At 33.1% G+C, this 18,382-nt stretch carries 13 protein-coding genes; all 13 read right to left on the bottom strand.

Annotated features, from left to right (window positions below):
- Positions 1-72 precede the first annotated feature (72 nt).
- The gene (locus JZO71_RS01510; protein ID WP_206897834.1) at positions 73-1,128 is read right to left on the bottom strand and encodes a DUF4238 domain-containing protein; all 1,056 of its coding nucleotides are present in this window, start codon (positions 1,126-1,128) and stop codon (positions 73-75) included.
- A 287-nt stretch (positions 1,129-1,415) separates the two neighbouring features.
- Complete coding sequence (locus JZO71_RS01505) at positions 1,416-3,332, bottom strand: UvrD-helicase domain-containing protein (RefSeq protein ID WP_206897833.1); 1,917 nt, start codon at positions 3,330-3,332, stop codon at positions 1,416-1,418.
- Positions 3,329-5,260, bottom strand: coding sequence for an ATP-dependent nuclease (locus JZO71_RS01500; protein ID WP_206897832.1), 1,932 nt, complete (start codon positions 5,258-5,260; stop codon positions 3,329-3,331). Before JZO71_RS01500 ends, JZO71_RS01505 begins: the two co-directional genes overlap by 4 nt.
- Positions 5,261-5,710: 450 nt before the next feature.
- The gene (locus JZO71_RS01495) at positions 5,711-6,427 is read right to left on the bottom strand and encodes a hypothetical protein (RefSeq protein WP_206897831.1); all 717 of its coding nucleotides are present in this window, start codon (positions 6,425-6,427) and stop codon (positions 5,711-5,713) included.
- Positions 6,379-6,975, bottom strand: coding sequence for a hypothetical protein (locus JZO71_RS01490; RefSeq protein WP_206897830.1), 597 nt, complete (start codon positions 6,973-6,975; stop codon positions 6,379-6,381). Before JZO71_RS01490 ends, JZO71_RS01495 begins: the two co-directional genes overlap by 49 nt.
- A 77-nt stretch (positions 6,976-7,052) precedes the next feature.
- Positions 7,053-8,597 (bottom strand): PIN-like domain-containing protein, encoded by a 1,545-nt coding sequence (locus JZO71_RS01485; RefSeq protein ID WP_206897829.1) that lies wholly within the window; start codon positions 8,595-8,597, stop codon positions 7,053-7,055.
- A 612-nt stretch (positions 8,598-9,209) separates the two neighbouring features.
- Positions 9,210-9,401: a helix-turn-helix domain-containing protein gene (locus JZO71_RS01480; RefSeq protein ID WP_081123249.1), complete on the bottom strand. Its 192-nt coding sequence runs from the start codon at positions 9,399-9,401 to the stop codon at positions 9,210-9,212.
- Positions 9,402-9,482: 81 nt separating this feature from the next.
- A complete protein-coding gene (locus JZO71_RS01475) occupies positions 9,483-9,890 on the bottom strand; it encodes a sigma-70 family RNA polymerase sigma factor (protein WP_206898061.1) in 408 nt (135 codons plus the stop codon).
- 52 nt (positions 9,891-9,942) lie between these two features.
- Complete coding sequence (locus JZO71_RS01470) at positions 9,943-10,404, bottom strand: hypothetical protein (RefSeq protein ID WP_206897828.1); 462 nt, start codon at positions 10,402-10,404, stop codon at positions 9,943-9,945.
- 152 nt (positions 10,405-10,556) lie between these two features.
- Positions 10,557-10,979 (bottom strand): hypothetical protein, encoded by a 423-nt coding sequence (locus JZO71_RS01465; RefSeq protein WP_206897827.1) that lies wholly within the window; start codon positions 10,977-10,979, stop codon positions 10,557-10,559.
- 5 nt (positions 10,980-10,984) lie between these two features.
- Positions 10,985-11,317, bottom strand: coding sequence for a DUF7006 family protein (locus JZO71_RS01460; protein ID WP_206897826.1), 333 nt, complete (start codon positions 11,315-11,317; stop codon positions 10,985-10,987).
- A gap of 125 nt (positions 11,318-11,442) precedes the next feature.
- Complete coding sequence (locus JZO71_RS01455; RefSeq protein ID WP_206897825.1) at positions 11,443-12,207, bottom strand: AP2 domain-containing protein; 765 nt, start codon at positions 12,205-12,207, stop codon at positions 11,443-11,445.
- Positions 12,208-12,464: 257 nt separating this feature from the next.
- A complete protein-coding gene (locus JZO71_RS01450) occupies positions 12,465-18,323 on the bottom strand; it encodes a putative mucin/carbohydrate-binding domain-containing protein (protein WP_206897824.1) in 5,859 nt (1,952 codons plus the stop codon).
- Positions 18,324-18,382: the final 59 nt, after the last annotated feature.

The raw sequence follows: 18,382 nt of genomic DNA, 5'->3' as shown, positions 1-18,382 counted from the left end.
CTAATCTACATATTATTTTACAGCCAAGTAACCTCAAAAAAACAGGAATATCCAAAAAAGTTCTACGTAAAATTAGGTTAAGTCTTTGCTAGTGCTATAATTTTCTAAATTCAACTCTAGGTAAGGTACTTCATTCTCCATATAACTTCGATGAAAATTTTTAAGTGATTGTTCGACATCAGAATACTTGTCTTTGTCTACAGTTCTTTTTCTAATTTTGGTAACTCTATGGTTTTTGTCTTGAGAATAGACTTTGGTAAATGCGTGCTCGACTATCAACTTTTGAAATAATTCGGCCACTTTGTATGTAGCCACTAAATATTCTTCCTCGGACTTAACTCCAATCTTGGTATAAAGTAGTTTTTGTGGCGAAATTGGAAAGATAATTTCTGTTCCCGGATTGCCGAAGCCACCATTAAAATCATAGTCATCTTTTCCATAGAAATTGAGAAAAATAACTGGATCATCAGATGTAGTCCAGTAAAAATTTAATGGAGCTTCGTATATAGTCCAACTAGCTGAATTTAGAGCCTTGTATGTTGAATTAAGCACATGCTTGATACCCATTATCCATGTAGATTTTCCTGCATAGGATTCTATTTTCAATAAAGACTTATCTCCATCAGCTGGATTAATATCCATTTTTAGAGGAAGCAACATGTCGTATTTGTCTATTTTCCTCTTAGGAATCTCACCTTTGTTCGCTAATTCATGATTCATTTTTTGACTAAGTTCCTCAATAATTTTAGGATATTGTTTTATCACAATATTTTGTGCCCATTGGTATCCTCTTAAAGTTCGAAGATACTGGCCAACAACTAATTTTGAAATATAATCATGATCAAGCTCTGAAATTAGCTTCTTACGGTTCACATGATCAACAAAACTTCCGAATTTCATTTCAAACTCATTTGAAAAGTAATCCTCCATCTCATCACTCAGTTCTCCTTCTTCTACATATAAATATAATGAATCAACAGTGGACGTATTTGTTATAGATACGCTGTTCCATTTTGGAACTTGCTCATGAGACACCAGTAATTTGTACTCATATATTCTATTTATAGTTGCCCATTGCTTGAGGTAAATTTTTGGTACAAAATGATTTTTGGTTTTCAATTTTTTCATCTTAGAGTCCCTCAAAATACATATTTAACTGAGAAATCTATATTGCCAGTGTCAAATTCTAAGAAAATCCACTTAGCAGAACAAGAAATAAGTTAGTATTTGTAAAGTATAAGCCGATCCAGCTTTTCCTTCATATAGTTTTGGAAATTTTGGAACTATATTTCTATCTTGATAAGTGAGAAAATCCATCTTATCTTCCTCACTAACTTAGCGTAAATCTTAATCACAAAGAGGAATAGTCATCAACACTATTAAATAGAGTCAAACTTCTTTTTTGAAAAATACTTCTACAAATATATAATCTTCATTCCCTTACTTTCTAGCTTTTTTAGTTCAGTTACAGTCAACTCTCCTTCTGGAATTGCTAAACATAGTAACCCTCTAGCCCTTGTCATAGCAACATAATGACATTTAAGATTTTTATTTTCGCTTTCGCTTTTTGGCGTATGTTTTTTTCCATAAATATAGGGCAAAATTTGTTTTAATCGATGGCTTTTATGATATGTCTCTAATACAAGGGTGGACAGATGTGTTTTACCTTTAACACCATGTATGCTATTCAACTTAATATTGACAGTTCTTCCATCCAATTCATAGCGATATTCATTCTGACTACTTTTGGTTTCATGACCACTACGAAACTCTGGTGTTGATACATTTGCAGTCGGAATCCACTTTAAAAAATTTTTATCAGTAAGTTGAACCTCTAAAAGATTAAATATCTCATTCGCTATTACCAAACATCTCTTCCATTCATTTTCTGAATCTAAATTATACTCCCTTAAGAGGGTGAGTTTTTTTCTGAATTGTAAAATCTTTTCTCTCTCTACAAGATATTCAGAAAAAAACTTTATTAAATTCTTCGTATTCCCTATTTTTTTTTCAGATGGATCACTAAGTACAACTTGTTTAAAGCCTAATAAAATCAATTCAATTTGCTCATAAGTAGCATTCGTTTCTATAAATCTTTGTTCACCAGCTCTAAAATAATCAATTAGATACTTTTTCGTATATCCTTTAGTTATAGACTTTGCTTCGTATTGAGGATAATAATCGAAAACCCCTCTTGGTATTTGTTTTTCTTTTGTTTCACCATTTTTATTATGAATTAATCCAACGGCATAACACCCATCATTTTTGTATTTAAGAATTTCTTCATCAGTAAAAGTATCTAAAATATACTTTCCATAAGCATCTAGTACTTTTCCAATTTCTTCTTTTTTGAAAATGAAAATTGCATGTTGCTTATTTTCAAATTCTTTATTCACACCCTCCATAGTAGATTTTGAAATGGCCAATGGATTGGCTAAGCTGGCAACACTGTTTGAAAACCTTTTACTTTGAGAGAGCACTAAAGGGTTTGATCTTGGAAAATTTAAGTTACTAACTTCTCCAATATAACCATAAATTGCTTGATTTTCGTCTCCAAACCCTTGCTGAACAGACTTTACAAAACACTTTTGAATCATTTCGTATTGAGAAGCATTGGTGTCTTGTGCTTCATCAATAAAAACTAAAGGGAATCTCGTTGAACAAATTTCTGAGATAGATGTATTATTTTCTAAAGCATCTTTTGCATAAAGTAATACTTCATCAAAAGTATAATATCCTTTTTGGTGCGATTCATTTATTACTGATTCAATAATATTATAAGGCTCGCTAGTTGGTGTATATTTTCTTAATTTTAAATTTCCTAACTTTTCTACATAACAACACGATGATTTTGAGATAAATTGGGGTTCAAAGATATTATCTTTATACCATTTAGGCACCCTATTCCATCTGTAGTCGATCGTAAAATCTGTTTCAATAACTTCAATTTTCTTTTTATTTGATCGCATCCAGGGGAGAGCTACGTACGTGGTAAAAAAAGAATGCACGGTACCAATAAAATGCGGATAATTCAAAAGTTTCCCCCCTACACTAGTTCCTCCAATTCTTTTCTCTATTTCCTCCCTAGCCACATTAGTATGTGAAAGGACACATATTCCTGATGAAGTTGAAGTCCACTTATTCGCTAATATTGCAAGTTTAGCAACTAGTACAGTGGTTTTCCCGCTGCCTGGAAACGCTTGAATATCTATTGATCTCAAATCTTTAATGATATTTCTTCTTTCTTTATCGAAAGATATATTACCTTCCATTATTGACTCTACCCAATCAATATCCTCATCAGTAATAACTATTTCATCCAATATATTCATGCAATCACTTCACTTTTCTCAGTGACATAATAAATTGCTTCTTTCAAATAGCTTGGCAGACTATCAGCTAATTCTGTGGATCCTACCTTATAATTACTTTCCAGCTCTACTGCTAATTGTTGAGCAAAATCTGCCTTTGATGTTTTACCCGATGTGAAATAACTATAAAAGTATGCGGCCTTCTCTTCATCACTTGAAGCTTCTCTTAACAACTCTTCCAATTCTTTTTTCTTCTTGTCATGATTTTTAGGCTTATAGGATGTCTTAATTACAGAATCAATCATGATATCCTTCAACTTTTCGCTACCTAAACTAGATAACAGTAAGTCATATTCTAAAGTCCAATAGTTCGAGACGAAAGTTTTAACTAGTTGACCATCGGCCTTTTGCTTTATTTTATCTAGATGCTCTTCTTTATCTATTTTTGACTCAAACTCTCTCTCTGCAGTCCAATTTCTAGTACTTTTTATTGGCCAATTTGACCCATCATCTAGAAAAGATTTATCAAGGACAATTCTTGGAGCACAATTTGGCATCACATCACGATCTGTTACGCAAGCAACCTTTATATTAAGTGGTTCGACATTTTCATTCTCTCTTTGGAATATTTTCGAATACCTTCTTAACCCAGTTCCGCGAACATCCACTAGTGAAACACCATAATCTGTAAAATCTCTATTCAATAATGTAGCAAGTGTAGGCAACAATAATGCTTCTCCGGGTCCTTCTACAACAATTACAGAACGAGAAAAGAACAAATTGGCCTTTGTAGCATCAATATACTTTTCTAAAAAAGTATAATCTTCATTATCCAGTCTTGTATAACCTTTCGCTAGTGGATAAGAAGTCCCACTTTTTATTATGATAATATTTTCAAGTTTCACGACAGATGCAAGTAAAGGAGAATGTGTTGTCAGGATAATTTGCTGATTTACCTGCTCAGTTTCATTTTGTAATGATTTTATTAGTTTAAGTTGCCTTTGTGCGTGGATATGTGACTCAGGTTCCTCAATCAGTAAAAATTGACTAGACTCCTGACTATTTTCTTTTAACAAAAGTTCACAGGCCATACTCATAATGTTACTAGTACCTAAACCTGGCAATCCCTTTAGACTAGAAGTATCTTTATCTATTGTTAGATCCAACTTTTCTAACAGAGAAACAATCTTTTTTGATTCTGTCTTTTCCACACCCGAAACATTTAAGCTTACTTTAATGTCATCGTTTTTTAGTAACATTTTTTTATCGAGTATATCAGACATTTTTTGGCTTGCTCTTTTTAATGGAACATAATCTGATAGGAGTTGGTTGGAAAGATTGAAAATGCCAGTTAACGATAGTTCATTAAGTTCACTATCTTCCGTGTATGTATCTCTGCCTGCATTCAAATTAGGAATATTTTGCATAACTTGAGACAATCTCGAATTTCTACCCGACTGCATATCACTATATGCGTCTCGTAACGCTCTAAGATGTGTCACCCTAAGTAGTTCTTTTGCCTCTTGAGATAAAGTAGGGCCATCACTATTTATTCCTGTTGTAATACGAGTGATTGGTCTGAACGGGGTCAAATTAAGCAACATTTTGCAACTCCAATTTACATAGAGCACTGGAATATCCTCAGTATCCGAAGATTTTTCATAAGTTAAATATTCAAGGAAGGCAGCACATTCTACATTTGTTAAATCAGAGAACTTACACACTATTTCAATTTCTTTAGTGATATCTTCGTTATTAAAGTCAGAATCTTTTATTCTATACCAATTTAAATCAGTTGTGCCCAATACGATTTTAAATGCATCAATAACTGCTGATTTTCCTGAATCATTCTCCCCAACGAGGAGTGTTAGCCCTTTATTAAAATTTATTTTAGTTTTTTGATCGCCAAATATTCGGAAATTTTTTAAAGATATAGATGATATATACATAACCAACATCCTTTCACCGTGCTTATATAAAATAATTATACTATATAGGTAGTAAGAATAAATAGTTCTAGAATGTTCTCAATAAAGGGTTCCAGTTGATTGTATTATTGCGAATTTGATGAGCATCTGTAATTTTGTATTTTTGTAATAAAATCCGCAATAACGAACGTAATACTGATTTACTTGCTTTTCAAAAATGAAATAAAATTTAATTGTAAAATAAGTCCAGCATTCCTTTTGAGTGTTGAACTTTCTATAAATTTTAATTTCAAGACTATTTATTATGGTGTCTCTAACTAGAAACATTTTGAAATCGAAATCTATTCGTTTGAAAATAGGTGCTGTAACTTTATCTATGCTCTGCCTTTTTCAATCATATAAATTCCAATTTCTCATCGTTAATAGAAACGCTATTCGTTATATTTGTCAATTTATACTTAAACAATACTTTTATAATTCGTGAGCTAATATCCAAAAAGCATCTTCAAAATACAGAGGGTAAATAAACTTAAGTATTTGATGAAAAACAGGATTTTCTTTTGGATAATTGTTAAACATATTACTTTCTATGTTTTCATCTTCTCCAAAGATAAGAATAAAATCCTTCAAATCTATGATAAAATCATTTTTCTTTGCTACATCTACGTATCTAAAATAAAACTCTATAATATATAGAAATGAAAAGAACGACCTTCTGGCTGGATTAATTAGAATATATTTTGCTGTGTATAAACCCGTAACCTGTAATCCTCCTTTGTAGAAAGGAGCCATTCCACGTTTTGTTAATTGTCGCATTGTCCATCTTAAAGGTTCAAAAAGTTTCCAATCTGTTGCACTATCTCCAGAATTGAAATGTGGATCAACAGACGATAAATCGTAAAGATAGCTTGGACTATAATTGTCATCTAATATCAATGGTACAAAAGGATTACCGTGAGCACATGCATTCCTGATCAAAGATAATTCTGGAAACATTTCTTTAATCTGCTCCATAAAAATTATTTTCTCATCATCATATACTGTACTATGACAAAAAAATTTATCTGATATTACATTTAATAATTTTCCTAATTCATCCACCGTAGTATTTTCCAAATACAAAGCGAGTGGAGCATCTTTTATCTCAAAGTTCTTGATATCACCATTGTTGCTACGATCAATGGACAATAACTCAAACTCTTTTCTAAACATATAATTTTTTTCAACTTCTTCATAATATTATTATGTAGCTTTTTAGTTGAAAAATTCTCTGCTAATTCTTTATAAATTTTTTTTCGATCAATCTTATATTTAAAGACGGAAGCAATAATCACATCTTTCAAATTCTGCTCTAGAAAAAGTACCCACTTCAAGATACTTTCTTTAAATCTTTTATCTTTTTCAATGAGTTCATTAAGAATTTCTCCATCTTCCTTATAAAATCTTTTGTAAATAAAATTATGATAATCATCAATTTTTATTGATTCATAGTCATTAAATTTAAAGTTGTGCATCTTCAAGCTCTTTATTGATTTCAAATTATATGCAAGTTGCATTTTTATGCCTCTTACTTGAGTAACAGTCAGGTCGAATGTCACCTTTCGAGTAATCCTAAAGCCTTTTCCATTGACCATATCAGGGTAGATATAGAACAGAAGTTTTACATTCTTATTATTAATTTCTGCCTTTAATACTCCAAAATTTTTGTAAACTTTATAAATATATCCTTCATACATAAGGCTAAAGCCTCCTTAATAAATTAGCAGATATCTTCAACTTAATAGTTATCAATTATTTGTTTTATCTCATTTTTTTAATGGTTACTCGTACAGTCATCACAAAAAGCACCAATCGAGCCTTGTGGGAAAAAGCGACCGCAATCTGGGCAAAGGGACATACTTTCTGAACAACTGGAACAAACTAAATCTCCATTAGATATCGCATATACTCCTTCTCTCATCTGGCATTTTACACATAATTCAGTCATTTCATCAAAAGGAGAACTAGTATTGACTACCTCTATTATTTCTCCAAAGGCATACTCTGTTTCAATATCACTGAAATCAAGTAGATTCTCTTCATTGTATTCTGGGATTTTTGTGTCTTGTTTAATTTTCTTCCTATCAATTAACGGGATAGAAACTATCAAAAAATAAGATAGAGTAACATCGTATTCAAATTCAACTGAATTATCATAAATAATTGATTCAGCAGTAACACAACAAGTAGAATTTAGTTCTATCTCCATCACTAAACAGTTACTTTTAATCGATACTTCAGTATCTAAAATCTCAGTATTAATGATTTCATTAAATTCTATATCATTTAAAGAATTTTCAACTTGTAATGAAAAATCTCCATTTATAAATTCATAATAAAGATTAAGCTCGTCAATTATTTTTCCTTCAATATTATTTATCGTTATAATTGATTCAAGTTTATCTATAGAATTTAGAGAATAGTCAGTAGCAATAAGTTTTACCGAGTCATCGTAACTTTTATTTAGAAACTCGTCCGTTCCCAACATTAAACTAAAAAAAGTTCCTGTATATAGCATTTCAAATTGATTCTTAAGAAGACCTGTTCGCTTTTCAAATTCAAGATTCAACATTGGATGTTTGTCTTCAATTTTATTATCATTATTTAGCTTCCACCAATCTTCTTTAACATCACTTGTTATAAAAAGAAGAGAAGTTTTTTCTGAACTGACTTTATCAAGTATTTCCTTCCAAATAATTAAATCACCAAATTTCTGAATTCCATTTGGATCTTTTTTGTCTTTAAGTTTGGCATCTTCAAAACCAGGAGGTATTCCTAAACCATAACGCACGTTTCCCTCAATATAAATGTTTAATTTGTCAAATTTATCATAACCTTCACCGATTTTATTTGACTGTTCTAGTTCTCTTAAAAGATTATTTATCACATCTGGTTGATCTTCTTCTGGAAAGGTATCAATTTCGCACTTATACTCATCAACTATTTTTTCAAGTTCTGATATCTTAGAACTAATATCGTTCTCAAGTTTCACAGTTCCAGGATAATTATATTTTTTTGGGTTTTTCATACATGATAAGATACTAGATTCTAATTTACTGAGGGCACGTTTTATATTTTGAGGGAGTTTTTCTATCTCTTTTTTTCTAGATTCCTTAACACAGTAATGATTTTTTTCTACTTCCTTTTTGACTTGTTTTGGTATCCAAAGATTTTCAGAATATACTTGATATGCTTTTAGTAAATTATACGAATAAGCTTGATCATGTTTATAAATATCTAAAATTGCAGAACTATCTAAAACAAACAAAACATTTCCCTTAGCCATAAACTTTAGTAACTCGTTAGATTCTTTTAACATTTTTGCTCTCCATTTTCGTTTATTTGTTACTATCTTCACTAAGAATAGCGAATATCATATTACTGGGTACTTGTATATGTGTACTCATTTTTTTATTATGCATCTTCGCATAATAATCTTACTAAATATTATTGATTCCATGAACCAAAATTTGTCTCTTTTTATTTAATTGACTTTTGAAAAACGATATAGCATACCGTTATGACTATCAAAACAGCTCCAACTATTACTATCACCATGTTTACAACATCCTTAGAAAAGGGTGTCAAAAGAGAATATACTACCAATAAAAATAATACAAACAAAGTAAGCACAATATATTTTCGTTTCATTTTTACTCCCACCTCTGCAAAATGCAGCTATCATCATTACTTATATCACTGTAAAATCTACTCTCTTCCGGAGGTTATATCATCAAATTTTCCTATGACTAAGCAACTCATTACAACAACTCCACTTATCCCCCCTATAAACAAGCCCAATAAAAATAAAATCATAAACATCTCTCCTTAAAAATATTTATTTTCATCAAAGAAAGGTAGGTCAATAACTATGTCCCTACCTTTCTGAACTACTATAAGAAATTGACTACACAATTATCTTTAAAAGTAATTATTCTGTAATATCAATTTTTTTAAGAGCTAAATATAGTCTGATCATACACTCTTGATAGCAATCTTCATCAAAGCTTCCATTACGACAAGATTCTTTAATCAGCAATGGTTTAAAACTGTTCACAATTTGAGAAAACGCCTCTTCATCATCCTTTTGAACAAGAATAACGAGTTCTGCCAATGACTTCATTTCACGCATCCTCCATTTTTAGCACTGATTTTCCATGGCCAGTGCTTCAGGGAGGAGCACGAATCATATAGTTTTTTAAAATTAAGGAAGGAGATGTTTTCGAATTTTTCCTAGAATACGTTGGCGCTTTTTTGTTGCACCTTGCCTTGTCATCGATAGTTGAATGGAAATTTCATAGTCTGAATATCCAAAAATATATTTTTGAATCAGTAGAGATTGATCTTTATCAGATAGTTTTTGGAATTCAGTGGCTAAAGCACAATTAGAGAAATCTAGCGGAAAATTTTCAGATACCACCGTAACAGTTTCTTGTGGATACATAACTTGCTCCTCGATAAAATAATCTAGTGTCTTTTGTCCAGGAACAAATTCAGTATCTTTTATTTTGCTATTTTTAGCAAAATAATTAATTGCCGTATTGTGAACTGTTTTTTGAATATAGCTAATAATTTGTGCATCATCATTTGCAAAATCAAAATTCTGATTCATCACTGTCACTTCTTCCTTTGAAAATTCGAAAGGAAAAAGATATACGGACAAATTAGGTTTTAAGTCTATATTGCCAATATCCTCTCATAGCACGTTCAACAGGGATTGATTCATCTCGATTAATTTTTGGAAGAATATTATTTACAAAATTGCGATAATCCGGAAAAATTTCATATGACTCCGTCCACTTGTGATAAATTTGTTTGGCGGATAGTGGTTTTCCTGACTCTTTCAAGATTGATGCAATAATAAACCCGTAATCTTTGTAAGATCGATGATGGTTGTCGATTGCTTTTCGCTGAGTAAAGTAATCTTGGAGCTCCTTTTCATTTTCTAAATTCATTGGCTCCACTTCACGATGTATTGCTTTAACAGAATTTGTCGTGACTTGATTATCTTCTAAATGGATCAAGTATTCTTTTAGATCAAAATACTGTTTTGAAAGCTCCCTTCTTTCCTCCATCAATAGTCTCAGTTGTTCGTACACTCGACATTTTTCATCACGAATATCCATATTCTTTCTTCCCCTTTCACTACTAAAAACAAAAAGGGAACACAAAACTGGACATTAAATCGAAAATTGTTTTAAATTATTAGTAAAAAATATTATCCTCTGATCTTAGCTCGCAATTGCTACTTCAAAAGATGTTATTTGATTTTTGAAATTTAATTTCCCTTTTCTTCTTGAAAGGTCCACTCCTTTTTAATATCTTGCAATTCTCTAATAAGAACTTCCTTAATAAATGAGGTAAAATAAACGTCTTGTCCATCGTTAATATACTTATCCTTCAATGTTCCCAAAGCCTCTTCTGTTAAATGTTGTAAAAAGTCTTCATCAGTTTTATACCCATTTTGTGGTATCCCAATATAATTCAAGATCGCTTGGCATTTCAAATCTAAAACTTGTAATTGTATAAGTATATTTTCAAAATTACTACTATTTACTTCTTTTACTAACAGTTCTGCCTGTTTTTTTATACGCTCGAATTGTTCAAGAACGACAATGTGTTGTGACTTTAATTCTTTCTCTGAAATTTTTCTTTTTTCAATTGCATATTTCACAAAATTTATATCCCACAAATACATCATAATTATCACTCCAGTATTTCGAGTAACGAATACCTATTAGTTAAATCATTTCCAAAAGATATCTTTTCCAGAAATGTATCTCGATACCCCTTTTCTATTAATTCAATAATTCTATCACTCGTTAATTGTTCTTCCTCATTTATCTCTAGAAAAAACATTAGTAAACTAGCTTTTTCCTGTATTACATTAATTTTTGTGATTGTTGTTCTGAGATTATCTGGCGAAATATTTTCTATAAGAAAATCAAACTCTCTCAAAATGTTCTCTGAATACTCTTGAAGTCGAACGTCTTGAAACCTTTTCTTCTTAAATAGATGTCTAAGGCTGGCCTGCCACATTATACTATCCTCCTATTTTCATCGTTGATTCTAACAATCTCACATTCAGTATTTACTATTACTAAAATCTATATTTCTTTTCCTTTTTCAATGGTTTAAATAAAAGCAATCAGGAAATTTGGCTATCAGCTCGAAAATTGTTTTAACAACGGCAAAAAATATTTATCTTCGGCTCTTTTTCTCGCCAGCGCTGCTTCACTTAAATCGTCATACATACCCAGATAGTGTCGTTTTCCACGGAAAGTAATATAGGCCACCCACATTCCCCGACAACGGTAAACCCCTTTTACGCCACTAGTATTGTTTTTTGCCAATTTAGCTTTCAAACATTCGACAATTGTTCCTTTTACACAAGTTCTACTTTCAACTCCTTTCAAACAACCACAACTTTTTGTGTGACCAGATGATAAGTTGCCATAGCTTACTTCACATAATTGACCGCAGCTACACTTACATCTCCATTTTGTTTTCCAATCTAACTTCTTATTTAATGGTTCAATGACGGTCAGCTTACCAAATATTTGTGTTTCAATGTGAAACTGTTTTTCCTTAAGACATCCACAACTCCTGATTTCTCCTCGTTGCAATCGTTTTGCCGAAGCTAATATTTCATTGCCACATGAACACTGGCATTTCCACACAACAGTTCCTTCACTACGTTTTTCTGTTGGGGTAAGTGCAAGGAGTTCACCATATTTTTTGTTGGATAAATCCTTATATTTATGTCTGTTTTTAACATTTCCACACCCGCAACTTTTTGTTCGACCGGAAACTAAATTAGAATGGTAAACAAGTGTTTCTTGTCCACAATCACAAAGACAGTGATACATTTTATATCCATTTTGAATTAATTCATCCAAAATTATCAGATGACCATATTTTTTTTGCATAATCCATCGCCTCATTACTCTTGAAATCTATGTATTAGCCAACTAGGGGACCACCCTAGTTAGCTCTATTAAATCGCTTCAAATTTGAAGGTCATTTATATGTTGTATTTTATATTTTTCGTAACATGCTCCCTTAATTTTAAATCCACCATCAGATTGAGAATTTAAAATTTCCAATTCTTGGTTTGCTACTAATGGATGTAATTCACTTTCCTGAAATGAAAAATCTTTACCAACCCTAGAATTCAATAATTAACTCATGGAGTAGGTTTAAATCTAAACCGCATTATTGATGAAGATTTCGATACTTCTTTTTGGCTCTTTACAGATCCAGAAAACTCAATAATCTCTACTTCATTATAATTTAGAATTCCTAAAGACTCAGCTTGGTGTAGACCTTTATCATCTTTAAATAAAACTACATTTTTATCATCCGATACTAGATTAAGAACCAAATCTTTTCCTTTTAGATTTACATCTGCATCAAATTGATCAACTTTGACTTCCACAGGAACTTGAGAATTATTTTCTATTTTATAGACAGGTGAGATAATAGTATCCTCATCAGCGCCAAAGTTCATCTTGCTAGGAATCGTTATATTTATTTCTGAAGTATCAATTTTACCAACTACTCCTCCAGGAACTTCGATTTTTGCTTCAGGAATATCCTGTTCAATATCAGACTCATTAGTTGCCTTGCCTGTAACTCTAACCACTGGATTTTGATTTATTGCTTGCTCGGTTACCTTGACCTTTACTTGATAAGTAAAGGTTTCACCTATTCCTAATTGAGGAACTGTAACATCTTGCTTAAATGTTCCAACAGGATTCAACTCTTTTGGTAGCTCAATGGATAAACTTCCTGATTTGAGTTTTCCTAATGGGCTACTATTTGTTAGCGTATATACATACAAAAGTTCATCGCCAACATTTGTTTCTTCTTCATTTCTAGATAAGTTAGCAACTTTTAAGTCGCTTGTTAGTACTAATTTCGGATCAATAACATTAAACTTAACTACATAATCATAATCAAAGGTGTTGCCGCTACTTAGAGTTTCGGTAACTCTAATAGTGGCCTCAGTAAGACCAGTTTTAGAGGTATCTGGATAGCTTTCAAATTCTTTCACCTTGAGTTCTGGATGATTTTCTACTGACAAGAAGTCTTCGACACGTTTAGCAAGTTCTTCTTTTGTCGTCCCTTTTTCAATTTCTTGAAGTGTAGGTGTTAAGCGATTAACAGACAATAGATTGTATCCCGCCGGGGTTAATTCGTACATTGCTTCCATAAACCCTTCTGCTTCTTTAACCAGGGTTTCATTTCTAGCCACGTAGGTTTGGCTACCGTTTAAGGAAGTCCCCGGATATGCCTGATGAAAAGTTTGAATAGCAAGAACATCCCCATAAGTTAAATCAGTTGTAGAAAGTGCTAAAGATTCATTCCACCCATTTGCCCAAGCACTTGGTCTTTGATATACCGTTTGTGTTGTAAAGTTGAAAATTTTATTTGAAGTAGATTGTCTGTAGATTGACGTCTGCGGTCTTAGTGCAAGATTGACATTTGGAGTCAAATCCAACCCTGTACTGACAAGACGTGGTGTTCCTGAATTATCAAATAAGCTAAATCCAACCATTGGTGTGTCACCTAAAACAATAGTCTTACCATAGATTACTGTGTAATCAATTGGAACATCAATCGTTTGGTTAAACGTTTGACTAGTGATTCGAACGGTCGCTTGATGTTTCCCAATAACCGTTGTCTCAATCGGAGTATCTACCCATTCAAAAGTTAACTTAGCCTCATCTTCTGGAGTAGTAGCTACCGTAACATAGTCACTTGGTTTCGACGAAATTGTGATCCCAAGCGGTAAGTCTGCCATTTGTTTTCCTGTAGCACTTAGATTATCTACGACAGTAAATGCTACTTCATATTCAAGATTATGTGTTTCTCCATTAATTGTTTCTTCCACTAAAACTTTTCCTGAAGTTTTTCCGGCTGCTGAGCGATCTGGATATTCAGTAATTTTAGCTACTTTTAAATTATTTTCGTTATAACCTTTGAAATTAATCATTTCATTTGTTAATGCATCTAATTCTTTATCAGTAGTTGCAGCTGCTATGGTCATATCGTTGGATGACAAAACGTTCAAATGATACGGAACGAACCCATCTGCAGTCACCAAATAGTAAACCGTTTGATCATCTCCAAGTGGTGGTGTGATTTCTTTTTGTGTATCATCAACATATTTATGACGATTTTTGGGTTCTTCGTGAAAGATTTTGACAATATCGCCAAGCTGAACTTCATATTCCCCACCTGTCCCAAAGTTATTGATTACATCAGACACCTTATCTGTTCCTTTGACATCATACATATAATCAACAGATAGTTTATCTAACTGACCAGTACCTGATAAAACTGAGAGGGTATAATACGTACTATCATAGGAACTATGAACTTGCATATCCTTGTTCAATTCTTTTGAAACTCCAAAAGATGATCGAATCACATATTTACTAGATACGTGGTGCAGTGTATATGCTCCAGCAGTTTTATCCGATAAGCCTTTTAACTGAATCGTTCCATTCCATTTCATATTCACAGGAACTTCAATAATAGTAGTACTACCATTTTTTCTACGAGTTAATTCCACTTGGATTGTATCGGTTTCTGCTAAACTATCAAACGAGGGAACTGAGGTAATTTTTGCTGTATAACCATCAGGATTAATTGCTGTTCCATCATCTAAAGTAACATTTTCAAACATGTCACTAACATCTGGCAGCTCCGATTCTTTAGTACCAATTAGGATATCTTGAGGAATAGGATCTGCTTGTACTTTTCTTTGATCCACGATAGTAAATGGCACACTATATTCAGTTGTGTGCGTAACACCTGCAATCGTCTCTTCCACTAAAACTTTCCCTGTAGCTTCTCCAACTGCTGAACAATCTGGATACGTAGTAATTTTTGAAATTTTCAAATCATTTGCGGTATAGCCTTTGAAATCAATCATTTCATTCGCTAATTGATCGAGTTCTTTTTCCGTCGTTAAGATATCAACAGTCATTTTGTTTGCCGATAGAACGTTCAAGTGATACGGAACAAACCCATCTGCAGTCACCAAATAGTAAACCGTTTGATCATCTCCAAGTGGTGGTGTGATTTCTTTTTGTGTATCATCAACATATTTATGACGATTTTTGGGTTCTTCGTGAAAGATTTTGACAATATCGCCAAGCTGAACTTCATATTCCCCACCTGTCCCAAAGTTATTGATTACATCAGGTACTTTGGATGTTCCTTTCACGTTATACGTATAGTCAACTGCTAAATTATCAAGAAGACCATCACCCGTTAAAAGTTCAAGGGAATAATACGTACCGGGATAATAATCATGGATGGCATAGGAATCATTAACTTTAAAACCATATGAAGTACGAATGAAGTATTTTCCGTTCACGTTGTGTAAAGTGTAAGCTCCAGCAGATCGGTCTCCGTTTCCTTTTAATTGAATTGTCCCATTCCATTTCATTTTTACAGGGACGTGTAAAGTTGTACTTAGACCTGTTTTTCGACGTGTTAACTTTACTTCGATTGTATCGGTTACTTCCATGTTATCAAACGTTGGAACAGATAGAATCTCAGCGGTATAACCATCAGGATTTACTGGTGTTTGGTCCGGATCGTTTAGCGTTACATTTTCAAACATTTTGTTAACATCTGGAAGCTCATCGGTTTTGGTACCAAGGAGTACTTCTTGCTCAATGACATCTGCCTGAATTTCCCATTCTTGATCTACAATAAAAGGAACTTCATATTCAAATGTATGTGTGACCCCATCAATGGTTTCTTTTACTTCGACAGTTCCAGTCGTTTTTCCAGCTGTTGAGCGATCAGGATACTTAGTTATTTTAGAAACACTTAACCCATTTCCTGTATACCCATTAAAATTAATCATTTCATCGATTAATTCATCTAGCTCTTTATCGGAAGTAGCCGTAGTAATTGACATTTCATTAGCAGATAAGGCATTCAAACGATACGGAACAAAACCATCCGCAGTCACCAGATAGTAAACCGTTTGATCATCTCCAAGTGGTGGTGTAATTTCTTTTTGTGTATCATCCACATATTTATGACGATTCTTGGGTTCTTCGTGAAAAATTTTGACAATATCGCCGAGCTGAACCTCGTATTCTCCACCTGTCCCAAAGGCCTTGATTACATCAGGTACTTTGGACGTTCCTTTCACATTATACGTATAATCGACTGCTAAATTATCAAGACGACCATCGCCCGTTAAAACTTCAAGAGAATAGTACGTACTATTATAGTAAGAATGAATCAGCTCGCTTTTGCTTGCTGCAAACCCATAAGAAGCACGAATGAAATACTTTCCGTTCACTTTGTGTAAGGTGTATGCTCCTGCAGAACGATCTCCATTTCCCTTTAATTGAATTGTCCCATTCCATTTCATTTTTACGGGTACTTTTATTGTTGTACTAACGCCTGTTTTTCGACGTGTTAACTTTACTTCGATTGTATCGGTTACTTCCAGGGTATCGAACGTTGGAACCGATATAATCTCAGCAGTATAGCCACTTGGATTTACTGTCACTCCATCATTTAAGCGAACATCCGTAATCATGTCGCTGGCAGCTGGAAGATCCTCTTCTTGAGTACCGATTAAAATATCTTGCTCAATGGGCGTTGCAGTAATTGTTCTATTATCGATACCTATACTTGTAGAAACTTTATCAGTTTTTATATTAGCGGCTTCCATTGGTAGAGCATATTTAAATGAACTAACAGTAATCGTTTGACCACTTTTATCATGACTAACAGAAAGACTAATTGACGGTGATCCAGTCGGATCCTCCTTTTTTAATCGTTTCATAGAAAAAGTCATGGTATCACTTGTGTTACCCGTTTTTGTAATTGAAAAACAAGAAGCTAAATCATTAGAAAGAACCAAAGAAAACTTGGAAGCATCAGCAATATAGCGACCTTTGAAGATATTCGCCGTACTACCGCTAGTGGTTGCTTCTGTTTGTAGAGGAACCGTGAAAGTCGTGGTATCCCCGACTGCTGATCCTAATTTTTCATAAGCTGATGCAATAGCAGCACCACTTGATTGCACAAGAGATGTTGCTGCTTTTTGACGCCAGACAGCATACTCCTTTTGAAAATTTGAAGGGATACCATCACCATCTACATTGCTGTACTTAAAAGTGCCGGTATAGGCACCACCTACATTGTTAGTAAATTTTTTCTCTCTAGTTTCGTCCCAGTTACCTGTGATTGGGTTCTTAGCCCATTCCGTTTCTATCAATTCTATTGTATAACTCAATGGGATTTGTTTATTTAATTGTGCTACTTCATGATTTGCTCTATCACGAGAGATATCAATAGTTAATACATTATTTGTTGATGTATTACTTACAGAAGTTGAAAACGAGTTATCTCCAACACTTCCACTATAGTCAAACATTGTTATTGTTATTTTTGAAGTATATACCCACTTATAACTACCATTAATTGCTTCAGTTGACGGAGCAGCGTTTTTGGCTATTGTTAAGTTACTAGAAACACTTGCTCCTTTATAATTCCCTAACGTTTTTGACTGTGCATTAGAATAGGCTTCTGCAATTTTCTTTTTATACGCTGTAATAGCCGCTGCTGCTGCTTTTGCTTGTGTATCATTTTCATAAGCGAGAGGAGTAGGTATCTCTTTGTCCTGCGTGCTTGTTGATGTAGAGGCTTGACTATTATTCGTTATTTCAGTTACTTGGGTAGGTGATACTTCATCAATCTGATTTTTTGACGTAGAAGAATTATCAATACCACTTCCGTAAGTATCTTGAATCTCTGTGCTAGATGCTACTGTGTTCTGAGAACTTGAATCATTCTCAGAAGTATTCTCGATACTTTCTTGCTTATCTGAAACTTCTGTATCAAATATTGACTCCTTACTTTGAATGGTTAATTCACTATTACTTGTTGATTCTTCTTGTGCCCAGACAACTTGTTGACCAGCACTACATGTCTGAGCAATTTCAGAAGAAAACATCAATGCTAAAGTTAGACAGACAATAAATTTAAACTTTTTTTTCATAGTTACCTCATCCTCTTGTTCTCAGGCTCACCCCACCATCCTTAAAGCATACAAAATAG

It is taken from the genome of Candidatus Enterococcus courvalinii (assembly GCF_017315945.1).
GTDB lineage: Bacteria > Bacillota > Bacilli > Lactobacillales > Enterococcaceae > Enterococcus_B > Enterococcus_B courvalinii.
The sequence above is the reverse complement of the archived record's forward strand: the minus strand, read 5'-3'. Positions and strand labels throughout refer to the sequence as shown.

Excerpts from the sequence above, each read along its gene's own strand:
- JZO71_RS01475 (WP_206898061.1), bottom strand. The coding sequence starts at position 9,890 with ATGAATCAGAATTTTGATTTTGCAAATGATGATGCACAAATTATTAGC.
- JZO71_RS01470 (WP_206897828.1), bottom strand. The coding sequence starts at position 10,404 with ATGGATATTCGTGATGAAAAATGTCGAGTGTACGAACAACTGAGACTA.
- JZO71_RS01505 (WP_206897833.1), bottom strand. The coding sequence starts at position 3,332 with ATGAATATATTGGATGAAATAGTTATTACTGATGAGGATATTGATTGG.
- JZO71_RS01490 (WP_206897830.1), bottom strand. The coding sequence starts at position 6,975 with ATGTATGAAGGATATATTTATAAAGTTTACAAAAATTTTGGAGTATTA.
- JZO71_RS01500 (WP_206897832.1), bottom strand. The coding sequence starts at position 5,260 with ATGTATATATCATCTATATCTTTAAAAAATTTCCGAATATTTGGCGAT.
- JZO71_RS01465 (WP_206897827.1), bottom strand. The coding sequence starts at position 10,979 with ATGATGTATTTGTGGGATATAAATTTTGTGAAATATGCAATTGAAAAA.
- JZO71_RS01510 (WP_206897834.1), bottom strand. The coding sequence starts at position 1,128 with ATGAAAAAATTGAAAACCAAAAATCATTTTGTACCAAAAATTTACCTC.
- JZO71_RS01455 (WP_206897825.1), bottom strand. The coding sequence starts at position 12,207 with ATGCAAAAAAAATATGGTCATCTGATAATTTTGGATGAATTAATTCAA.
- JZO71_RS01485 (WP_206897829.1), bottom strand. The coding sequence starts at position 8,597 with ATGTTAAAAGAATCTAACGAGTTACTAAAGTTTATGGCTAAGGGAAAT.
- JZO71_RS01480 (WP_081123249.1), bottom strand. The coding sequence starts at position 9,401 with ATGAAGTCATTGGCAGAACTCGTTATTCTTGTTCAAAAGGATGATGAA.
- JZO71_RS01460 (WP_206897826.1), bottom strand. The coding sequence starts at position 11,317 with ATGTGGCAGGCCAGCCTTAGACATCTATTTAAGAAGAAAAGGTTTCAA.
- JZO71_RS01450 (WP_206897824.1), bottom strand. The coding sequence starts at position 18,323 with ATGAAAAAAAAGTTTAAATTTATTGTCTGTCTAACTTTAGCATTGATG.